The 9694-nt window shown below is 48.2% G+C and carries 10 protein-coding genes, 1 rRNA gene and 1 riboswitch; all 11 genes read left to right on the top strand.

The window, feature by feature from the left end:
• Nucleotides 1–7: 7 nt before the first annotated feature.
• Nucleotides 8–123: ribosomal RNA gene (gene rrf, locus AC4EHB_RS16295) — 5S ribosomal RNA — on the top strand.
• A 315-nt stretch (nucleotides 124–438) separates the two neighbouring features.
• The gene (locus AC4EHB_RS16290) at nucleotides 439–981 is read left to right on the top strand and encodes a DUF2179 domain-containing protein (RefSeq protein ID WP_490982062.1); all 543 of its coding nucleotides are present in this window, start codon (nucleotides 439–441) and stop codon (nucleotides 979–981) included.
• Nucleotides 978–1166 carry an NETI motif-containing protein gene (locus tag AC4EHB_RS16285; protein WP_490976572.1) on the top strand — a complete coding sequence of 63 codons (189 nt, stop codon included), beginning with the start codon at nucleotides 978–980 and terminating at the stop codon, nucleotides 1164–1166. Before AC4EHB_RS16290 ends, AC4EHB_RS16285 begins: the two co-directional genes overlap by 4 nt.
• An 85-nt stretch (nucleotides 1167–1251) precedes the next feature.
• Nucleotides 1252–1351: riboswitch (purine riboswitch) on the top strand.
• A 140-nt stretch (nucleotides 1352–1491) separates the two neighbouring features.
• Nucleotides 1492–1980, top strand: a complete 489-nt coding sequence (gene purE, locus AC4EHB_RS16280; RefSeq protein WP_490976573.1) for a 5-(carboxyamino)imidazole ribonucleotide mutase — start codon at nucleotides 1492–1494, stop codon at nucleotides 1978–1980.
• Nucleotides 1977–3101, top strand: coding sequence for a 5-(carboxyamino)imidazole ribonucleotide synthase (gene purK / locus AC4EHB_RS16275; RefSeq protein WP_490982061.1), 1125 nt, complete (start codon nucleotides 1977–1979; stop codon nucleotides 3099–3101). Before purE ends, purK begins: the two co-directional genes overlap by 4 nt.
• A gap of 16 nt (nucleotides 3102–3117) precedes the next feature.
• A complete protein-coding gene (gene purB / locus AC4EHB_RS16270) occupies nucleotides 3118–4413 on the top strand; it encodes an adenylosuccinate lyase (RefSeq protein ID WP_490976575.1) in 1296 nt (431 codons plus the stop codon).
• Nucleotides 4414–4428: 15 nt separating this feature from the next.
• The gene (gene purC / locus AC4EHB_RS16265) at nucleotides 4429–5145 is read left to right on the top strand and encodes a phosphoribosylaminoimidazolesuccinocarboxamide synthase (protein ID WP_490982060.1); all 717 of its coding nucleotides are present in this window, start codon (nucleotides 4429–4431) and stop codon (nucleotides 5143–5145) included.
• Nucleotides 5142–5396: a phosphoribosylformylglycinamidine synthase subunit PurS gene (purS, locus tag AC4EHB_RS16260; protein ID WP_290213258.1), complete on the top strand. Its 255-nt coding sequence runs from the start codon at nucleotides 5142–5144 to the stop codon at nucleotides 5394–5396. The genes purC and purS overlap by 4 nt, the downstream gene beginning before the upstream one ends.
• Complete coding sequence (gene purQ / locus AC4EHB_RS16255; protein WP_290213257.1) at nucleotides 5393–6076, top strand: phosphoribosylformylglycinamidine synthase subunit PurQ; 684 nt, start codon at nucleotides 5393–5395, stop codon at nucleotides 6074–6076. Before purS ends, purQ begins: the two co-directional genes overlap by 4 nt.
• Nucleotides 6060–8288: a phosphoribosylformylglycinamidine synthase subunit PurL gene (purL, locus tag AC4EHB_RS16250; RefSeq protein WP_490982059.1), complete on the top strand. Its 2229-nt coding sequence runs from the start codon at nucleotides 6060–6062 to the stop codon at nucleotides 8286–8288. Before purQ ends, purL begins: the two co-directional genes overlap by 17 nt.
• Nucleotides 8264–9685, top strand: a complete 1422-nt coding sequence (gene purF / locus AC4EHB_RS16245; RefSeq protein ID WP_490976578.1) for an amidophosphoribosyltransferase — start codon at nucleotides 8264–8266, stop codon at nucleotides 9683–9685. The genes purL and purF overlap by 25 nt, the downstream gene beginning before the upstream one ends.
• The last annotated feature ends 9 nt before the right edge of the window (nucleotides 9686–9694 follow it).

The following is a 9694-nucleotide window of genomic DNA, read 5'->3' as shown; positions in this document are numbered from 1 at the left end:
AAAATAGTCCAGTGATGATGGCAAAGAGGCCACACCCGTTCCCATCCCGAACACGGCAGTTAAGCTCTTTTGCGCCGATGGTAGTTGGGGGTTTCCCCCTGTGAGAGTAGGACGTCGCTGGTCTAGAGAAAGAAAACCGTTGCCTTAACCGGCAGCGGTTTTTTTGTGCGTCCGGACATCATCCGGGTCACTAAGCGCTAAATGATACGGAGAATGGCAAAACGAAAACCTTCTATATTATTGTCTTTTCATCCTAAAAAGCCAAATGCTGGGGAAAAGCTAGTAGCTGCAACAAGCACTTTTTAGATTTCCTTTATTACAAAAACATTAAGTCTTTTCTGAAAAAGGGGGAAACTGAACTTCTGTCTTGCATTCGCGAATAAATTCTAATAGTATGAAACATAAATCTTTAATAAGTATTTAGAAAGGATGGGGCAATTGGATTTCAACCCTTGGCTGATGATCTTTATCATCTTTATGATAAATGTCATATACGTTTCAATTTCGACAATCCGCATAATCCTTACTTTAAAAGGCCATCGGTATTTTGCAGCATTCATAAGCATGTTTGAAACTGTCATTTACATCGTCGGTTTGGGATTGGTGCTGGATAACCTCGATCAACTCCAAAACCTTGTCGCATATGCGCTTGGCTACGGCTCAGGCGTAATCGTCGGTTCGAAGATCGAAGAGAAAATGGCGTTGGGCTATATTATGGTCAATGTCACGACAATGCAAGAAAGCAATTTCCTGTCCAATATCTTACGTGAAAAAGGATATGGGGTAACCAACTGGGAGGCCACCGGCAGAGATGGCGGCCGCCAAACGATGCAAATCCTCACGCCGCGGAAGATGGAGACAAAACTTTACGACACCATCAAGGAAATCGATCCTAAAGCGTTCATGATGTCGTATGAACCGAAAAATATCCACGGCGGTTTCTGGGTCAAGTCGGTACGGAAAGGAAAACTGTTTAAATGACAAAAAAGACTGTATGGTTCGAACTTCGCGAGGGCGAAACAATCACGGATTGCCTCGAACGGATGAAAGATCAAGGATACGCTGCAGTTGGGCGCAAAGAAGAACCCCTTTTCGAGGAAATCAATGGCAAACCAGTGCCGATTAGGCAAATTGTTAAGTTTAAAGGATCATGGATAACAGAATAGCAAAATACAATGGAAAAAACCGAACAATTTAAAATTACACCAAGTAATCGTTCGACTTTAGGATTGACTCATTTCAGTTATCTTGTTATGATTATTAAGGATACCCCATATATGCAGAGGAATTGGCCTCTGCGTTTCTACCAGGACACCGGAATGTCTGGACTATGCGGGAAAGCAACTTACGGAGACTTGGCGAAGGATGTGCGCTTTTATGCCATCATTTTTAAATTCGTTCATAATCAACAAGCCCTTAAGTAAACTGCTTTTCACGTCATGTGAGCAGTTTATTTGAGGGCTTTTATCTGTTTAAAGGAGAGGTATTTATATGAATCCGCGAATCGGCGTCATTATGGGAAGTTCAAGCGATTGGGAAACAATGAAACATGCATGCGATGTATTGGATGAATTGCGTATCAGTTACGAGAAAAAGGTGATTTCCGCTCATCGGACACCGGATTTGATGTTTTCCTATGCGGAAGAAGCAAGAGCTCGCGGGTTGCATGTGATTATTGCAGGGGCAGGCGGAGCCGCACATCTTCCAGGAATGGTCGCTGCGAAAACGACATTACCGGTAATTGGCGTGCCGGTCCAGTCAAAAGCTTTGAACGGGCTGGATTCGCTGCTGTCCATTGTCCAAATGCCAGGCGGCGTTCCGGTTGCTACTGTAGCAATCGGAAAAGCAGGAGCGATAAATGCCGGATTGCTGGCGGCGCAGATTTTGGGCACGGTTGATCCTGAAGCAGCGAAAGCGCTTCAAGACCGGAGAAATCGAACGCATGATGAAGTCTTGAAAAGCACAGGTGATCTCCTATGACGAAAACGATCTTGCCAGGACAGACAATCGGCATCATTGGCGGCGGACAATTAGGGCGCATGATGGCTTTGGCTGCCAAGGAAGCCGGTTTTAAAATCGCAGTGCTTGACCCGGGGATGGATTCACCAACCGGGCAAGTTGCGGATATCGAAATCATCGCACCTTTTAACGACTTTCAAGCATTAGAGGAATTGGCGGAAGCAAGTGATGTCATTACCTATGAATTCGAAAACATCGATGCTAGCGCATTGGAAAAATTGATGGAGCTTGCTTATATACCTCAAGGCGCTGAATTGATTCGGATTACGCAAAACCGGATATTTGAAAAGCAGGCAATCCAGGCTGCTGGTGTTCCAATCGCCGATTACATCTCGGCTGACAATTACGCGGAGCTGGTCGAGAAAAGCGGGCAAATGGCTTATCCGTTTGTTGTGAAAACAGCAACTGGCGGATACGACGGCAAAGGCCAGCAGACTATTGCATCTGCTGCCGAGCTGCAACTGGCGGAGCCGCTGTTTGCGAACGGAGCCTGTGTAGCGGAAGCATTCATCGCTTTCACAAAAGAGATTTCGGTGATCATCCAGCGCAACGTGCACGGAGCCACAGCAATTTTGCCGATTGGAGAGAATATTCACAAGCACCACATTCTGCACGAAACGATTGTGCCAGCAAGAGTGGCTGATGCTACCATCAGCAAGGCGCAGGAAGCAGCAGAGAAAATTGCAGGCCACCTTAATATGGTCGGAACTTTGGCTGTTGAAATGTTCGTGCTTGAAAATGGTGAGATTATGGTCAATGAATTGGCGCCGCGCCCGCATAACTCGGGGCATTATTCAATAGAAGGTACCAATATCTCACAGTTTCATCAACACATTCGGGCCATCTGCGGTTGGCCGCTGAGAGATCCGAAGCTGTGGACGGATACGGTGATGGTCAATGTCCTTGGTGAGCATGTTGCGCCGCTGACAACGAAAATAGCGCGCTACCCGAATTGGTCGATTCATCTATACGGCAAAGACGAAGCGAAGCATAAACGGAAAATGGGGCATGTGACCATTTTGACCGATAACTTAGAAACAACATTGAAAGAAATTGACGAATCCGGCATCTGGTCGGAATAATTGGAGGAAATGGATTATGATAGCACGTTATACACGACCTGAAATGGGCGCGATTTGGACAGAAGAAAACCGCTATAATGCTTGGCTGGAAGTTGAAATTTTGGCTTGTGAAGCTTGGGCAGAAATCGGGGATATCCCGAAAGAGGATGTTGCAAAAATCCGTCAGAACGCTTCGTTTTCAGTAGACCGGATTTTGGAAATCGAAGAAGAGACGCGCCACGATGTTGTGGCATTCACTCGAGCGGTTTCAGAAACGCTTGGCGAAGAGCGTAAATGGGTGCATTACGGCCTGACTTCGACGGACGTCGTGGATACGGCGCTATCTTACTTGATCAAACAAGCGAATGTAATCATCCGCAAAGACTTGGAGAACTTCATTGTAATCCTGGCGAATAAAGCAAAAGAGCATAAAATGACGGTCATGATGGGCCGGACGCATGGTGTGCACGCGGAGCCGACGACATTCGGCTTGAAATTGGCTTTATGGCACGAAGAAATGAAACGCAACCTGGAACGTTTTGAAGCAGCTGCGGCATCGATCGAGACTGGTAAAATGTCCGGCGCTGTCGGCACGTATGCGAACATCGATCCTTTTGTTGAAGAATATGTCTGCAAGCAGCTTGGCTTAGCAGCTTCTCCGATTTCAACTCAGACGCTGCAGCGTGATCGCCATGCACAGTACATGAGTACGCTGGCATTGATCGGTTCTTCAATCGAGAAATTCGCGACGGAAATCCGCGGCCTGCAAAAATCGGAAACGCGCGAAGTGGAAGAATTTTTCGCGAAAGGGCAAAAAGGTTCTTCGGCAATGCCGCATAAACGCAATCCGATCGGTTCTGAAAATATGACGGGCCTTGCCCGCTTGATCCGCGGCTATATGATTACAGCTTACGAAAACGTCTCGCTATGGCACGAACGCGACATTTCGCATTCATCTGCAGAGCGTGTGATTTTGCCGGATGCGACAATTGCATTGAATTATATGCTGAACCGCTTTTCGAACATCGTGAAGAATTTGACGGTGTTCCCTGACAACATGAAGCGCAATATGGATTCGACACTTGGTTTGATTTATTCGCAACGTGTGCTGCTGGCGTTGATCGACAAAGGCATGGCGCGCGAAGCGGCTTACGATACAGTACAGCCTTGTGCGATGGAAGCTTGGGAAAACCAGACGCATTTCCGCACAATCGTGGAAGCGAACAGCACGATCACGTCCCAGTTGTCTAAAGAAGAACTGGATGATTGCTTCGATTACAACCATCACTTGCAGCAAGTGGACATGATTTTCAACCGACTTGGATTAAACTAAACGGGGGCTTTGAACATGGAAAAGGGTCAGCTATTGTACGAAGGCAAAGCAAAACGCTTATACGCAACAGACGAACAAGGCATTTTATGGGTGGAATACAAAGACTCAGCAACAGCATTCAACGGCGAAAAGAAAGCGGAAATCGCCGGCAAAGGCACGCTGAACAATAAAATCACATCACTGCTTTTTGAAAAATTGCAGACGGCGGGAATCGCTTCTCACTTCGTCAAGCAATTGTCTGACCACGAACAGCTGGTACGCCAAGTGTCCATCATTCCTATTGAAGTGGTGGCGCGGAACGTAGTGGCTGGCAGCATGGCAAAACGCCTTGGGCTGGAAGAAGGCACTGTCCTCAACCAGCCGGTTGTTGAATTCTATTATAAAGATGATGCACTGGGCGATCCCTTGATCACCGAAGACCATATTCAGCTCCTTGGGCTCTCAACGCCGCAGGAAGTACTGGAGCTTCGGGAAAAAGCATTGAAAGTCAATGAAGTACTGATTCAGTTTTTCAAAGAAGTCGGTGTGCAGCTGATCGATTTCAAAATCGAATTCGGACGGGACGACAACGGTGCTATTTTGCTGGCGGATGAAATTTCTCCGGATACGTGCCGCTTATGGGACATGGAAACTAAACAGAAACTCGATAAAGATGTATTTCGCAGGGACCTTGGCAACTTGACAGATGCGTATGAACTCATTTTATCCAAACTGGGAGGACAACATTCATGAAAAAAGTAAAAATTTACGTCACTTTGCGTGAAAGTGTTTTGGATCCACAAGGCTCGGCAGTAATGGGATCACTTCATAAAATGGGCTACGGCCAAGTGGAAGATGTTCGAATCGGCAAGTACTTGGAGCTGATGATTGCGGATGGCGAAAAAGATGTCGACGCATTGGTCAACGAAATGTGCCATAGGTTATTGACGAATACGGTAATCGAGGATTACCGTTTCGAAATCGAGGAGGCTGTCTCACAATGAAATTCGCGGTAATAGTATTTCCTGGTTCCAATTGTGATTTGGATATGTACCACGCGGTCAAGGATGAACTTGGTGAAGAAGCAGAATACGTTTGGCATGATTCGACCGATTTGAGCAAATACGACGGGATTTTATTGCCGGGCGGATTTTCTTACGGTGATTACTTGCGATGCGGAGCGATTGCACAAACTTCGGCGATCATGGGCGAAGTGAAGAAGGCGGCTGAGGCCGGGAAACCGGTTCTTGGCATTTGCAACGGCTTTCAGATTTTGACAGAAGCGGGGCTTTTGCCTGGAGTGCTTCTGCGCAATAAAAACTTGAAGTTCATGTGCCACACGGTCGGTTTGAAGGTGGAGAACGCCAATACGATGTTCACGAACCAATATACACAAGGCCAGGAAATCAGAATTCCAATCGCCCATGGCGAAGGAAATTATTACTGCGACGATGAGACGTATGAAAAATTGAAAGCGAATGATCAAATCGTCTTCACTTACGAAGATGATTTTAACGGAAGCCGCAACAATATTGCGGGAATCATCAACGAGCAAGGCAACGTGCTGGGCATGATGCCGCATCCGGAGCGGGCAGTTTCCGATTTGATCGGCGGCAGCGACGGATTGGGATTATTTAGATCAATCGTAAAACAGTGGAGGGAATCACATGTCACTCATGCTTGAACCAAATACTGAACAAATCAAAGAACAGAAAATTTATCAGCAGATGGGCTTGTCCGATGCAGAATTCGCCATGGTGGAATCGATTCTCGGCAGAACGCCGAATTACACGGAAACCGGATTGTTTTCTGTTATGTGGTCAGAGCATTGTTCGTATAAAAATTCAAAGCCTGTCTTGGCGAAGTTCCCGACAAAAGCGCCGCGCGTGCTGCAAGGGCCGGGCGAAGGCGCCGGCATCGTAGACATTGGCGATGGCCAGGCAGTCGTCTTCAAAATGGAATCGCACAACCATCCGTCAGCCATCGAGCCGTACCAAGGCGCGGCAACTGGCGTCGGCGGCATTATCCGCGATGTCTTCTCGATGGGCGCACGCCCGATCGCAATGCTCAACTCGCTGCGTTTCGGTGAATTGACGACACCGCGTGTGAAGTATCTGTTTGAAGAAGTGGTAGCGGGCATCGCCGGCTACGGCAATTGCATCGGCATCCCGACCGTCGGCGGAGAAATCCAATTTGACGCTTGCTACGAAGGCAATCCACTGGTCAACGCAATGTGCGTCGGCTTGATCGATCACAAAGACATCCAAAAAGGCGTCGCTTCCGGCGTCGGCAATCCGGTCATGTACGTCGGTGCCAAAACAGGGCGCGACGGCATCCACGGAGCGACTTTCGCTTCCGAGGAATTGACAGATGCATCTGAAGAAAAACGCCCGGCTGTGCAAGTAGGGGATCCGTTCATGGAGAAGCTGCTGCTTGAAGCTTGCCTGGAATTGGTGAAATCCGATGCCCTAGTCGGCATCCAAGACATGGGAGCAGCTGGACTCACATCATCTTCAGCAGAAATGGCTTCAAAAGCAGGATCTGGCATTGAAATGGACCTTGACCACGTACCACAGCGCGAAAAAGGCATGACAGCGTATGAAATGATGTTGTCGGAATCCCAAGAGCGCATGTTGATCGTCGTGAAAAAAGGCCGCGAACCGGAAATTGTTGAGCTTTTCGAGAAATACGGTTTGGACGCAGTGACAGTCGGTACCGTTACTGATGATTCAACTTTGCGTTTATTGCATAAAGGGGAAGTGGTCGCGGAAGTGCCGGTTGATGCTCTTGCTGAAGACGCCCCTGTCTACCACAAGCCATCGAGCGTCCCTGCTTATTTCACCGCATACCAGCAGTTGGAAAACGTGGAACCGAAAGTCGGCAACTACAGCGAAGCGTTATTGAATTTATTGCAGCAGCCGACGATTGCGTCGAAAGAATGGGTTTATGACCAATACGACCATCAAGTGCGCACGAGCACAGTGGTTAGCCCAGGCTCGGACGCAGCAGTTATCCGCGTGCGCGGCACGAATAAAGGCTTGGCGATGACGACGGATTGCAATTCACGCTATATCTATTTGGATCCGGAAACGGGCGGCAAAATCGCCGTTGCCGAAGCAGCGCGCAATGTCGTCGTGTCAGGCGCGAAACCGCTGGCGATCACGGATTGCCTGAATTTCGGGAATCCCGAAAAGCCTGAAATTTTCTGGCAGCTGGAAAAAGCGGCAGACGGCATGTCTGAAGCTTGTATAATCCTCGATGCACCTGTAATCGGCGGCAACGTCTCTTTATATAATGAAACAAACGGTACAGCGATTTACCCGACGCCGACAATCGGTTTGGTCGGCTTAGTGGAAGACCTTAAGCATGTAACGACGCAAGACGCCAAAAAAGCCGGCGACTTGGTGTATTTGATTGGTGAAAGCTTCACGGAATTCGGCGGTAGTGAACTGCAGAAAATGATCGAAGGACGCATTTTCGGCAAAGCGCCAGCGATTGATTTGACAGTGGAAGCGAAACGCCAAAAGCAGATCTTATCGGCAATTCAGCAAGGGCTGGTCGCTTCGGCACATGACGTCTCAGAAGGCGGCGTTGCAGTGGCATTGGCTGAAAAAACTTTCGGCAGCGGACTTGGAATTGAAACAACGCTTTCCGGCTCTGCGACAACAGCGTTGTTCAGTGAATCGCAATCCCGTTTTATCCTTACTGTTTCTCCAGCTAACGCGGAACAATTCGAAGACATCGTAACTGACGCCAAGAAAATCGGAACGGTCACAAACAACAATACACTAGTGATCAATAGCGAAGATGGAACGGCGTGGATCAACGATTCGGTCGATACGCTTCGCTCAGCCTGGAAAGGAGCTATCCCATGCTTGCTGAAATCAGAAGCTTAAACGAAGAATGCGGCGTTTTTGGAATTTGGGGCCATGCTAATGCAACTCAGCTTACGTATTATGGACTGCATGCCTTGCAGCATCGAGGCCAAGAGGGTGCAGGAATTGTCTCGACGGACAAAAGCACTTTATCTGCGTTAAAAGGCGAAGGCATGGTCAGTGAAGTTTTTTCTCCGGAAAAAATAGAAAAAATAGCTGGAACCGGTGCTATCGGACACGTTCGATACGCAACAGCCGGCGGCAGCGGCATTGAAAATGTCCAGCCGCTGTTGTTCAATTCGACAACTGGCAGCTTGGCAATTTCCCATAACGGAAATTTAGTCAACGCCAACCACTTGAAAAGCCATTTGGAACGGCAAGGAAGCATTTTCCAGACAACGTCCGACACTGAAGTGCTGGCGCATCTGATCAAGCGCAGCGGCTACGAGTCTTTTGAAGAAAAAGCAAAGAATGCGCTATCGCTTTTAAAAGGTGCTTTTGCTTGTGTCATCTTGACTGAAGAAGCGATGTACGTCGCGCTTGACCCGAACGGCTTGCGCCCCTTGTCTCTTGGGAAATTGGGAGATGCATGGGTTGTAGCTTCTGAAACATGCGCGTTCGACATTGTTGGAGCGGAATTTGTCCGTTCAGTCGAACCTGGGGAATTCCTTGTTGTTACGGACGACGGCTTGCGCGCTGAACGCTTCGCATATCCGGAAGAGCGAGCAATCTGTACGATGGAATATGTCTATTTCTCGCGTCCGGATTCTGATATTGATGGCATCAATGTCCACTCTGCCCGCAAACGCCTAGGTAAACAATTAGCAAAAGAAATCCATATAGATGCGGACGTCGTGACCGGTGTGCCGGATTCAAGCATTTCAGCGGCAATCGGCTACTCAGAGGAGAGCGGCATTCCGTACGAACTCGGATTGATCAAGAACCGCTATGTTGGCCGGACTTTCATTCAACCATCGCAGGATTTACGCGAACAAGGCGTCAAGATGAAGTTGTCTCCGGTTCGCCAAGTGGTGAAAGGGAAACGCGTTATCATGGTCGATGACTCGATCGTGCGCGGCACGACTTCCCGCCGCATCGTCAAGTTATTGAAAGAGGCGGGAGCAACGGAAGTGCATGTGGTCATCTCTTCACCGCCGATTAAGAGCCCGTGTTTTTACGGCATCGATATTTCAACTTCCGGTGAATTGATCGCAGCGAACAATACAATAGAAGAAATGCGTGAAATTATCGGTGCGGATTCACTGACGTTTTTATCAATAGAGGGCATGGTCCAAAACATTGGACGTACAGATCCAGGTTCGAAATGCGGGCATTGTCTAGGGTGTTTTACTGGGGATTATCCGACGAGTATCTATCCGGATACTGTCTTGCCGCATGAAAAAGAAAAAGTGAAATAAGGGGGAACC

Source organism: Planococcus sp. TJ-302 (genome assembly GCF_058268455.1).
Note: the sequence above shows the minus strand (reverse complement) of the source record. Positions and strands in the feature narration are given on the sequence as shown.

Bases quoted from the DNA above. Each gene is read 5' to 3' on its own strand.
- purK (WP_490982061.1), top strand. From the start codon at position 1,977: ATGACGAAAACGATCTTGCCAGGACAGACAATCGGCATCATTGGCGGC.
- purQ (WP_290213257.1), top strand. From the start codon at position 5,393: ATGAAATTCGCGGTAATAGTATTTCCTGGTTCCAATTGTGATTTGGAT.
- purE (WP_490976573.1), top strand. From the start codon at position 1,492: ATGAATCCGCGAATCGGCGTCATTATGGGAAGTTCAAGCGATTGGGAA.
- purB (WP_490976575.1), top strand. From the start codon at position 3,118: ATGATAGCACGTTATACACGACCTGAAATGGGCGCGATTTGGACAGAA.
- AC4EHB_RS16285 (WP_490976572.1), top strand. From the start codon at position 978: ATGACAAAAAAGACTGTATGGTTCGAACTTCGCGAGGGCGAAACAATC.
- purS (WP_290213258.1), top strand. From the start codon at position 5,142: ATGAAAAAAGTAAAAATTTACGTCACTTTGCGTGAAAGTGTTTTGGAT.
- purF (WP_490976578.1), top strand. From the start codon at position 8,264: ATGCTTGCTGAAATCAGAAGCTTAAACGAAGAATGCGGCGTTTTTGGA.
- purL (WP_490982059.1), top strand. From the start codon at position 6,060: ATGTCACTCATGCTTGAACCAAATACTGAACAAATCAAAGAACAGAAA.
- purC (WP_490982060.1), top strand. From the start codon at position 4,429: ATGGAAAAGGGTCAGCTATTGTACGAAGGCAAAGCAAAACGCTTATAC.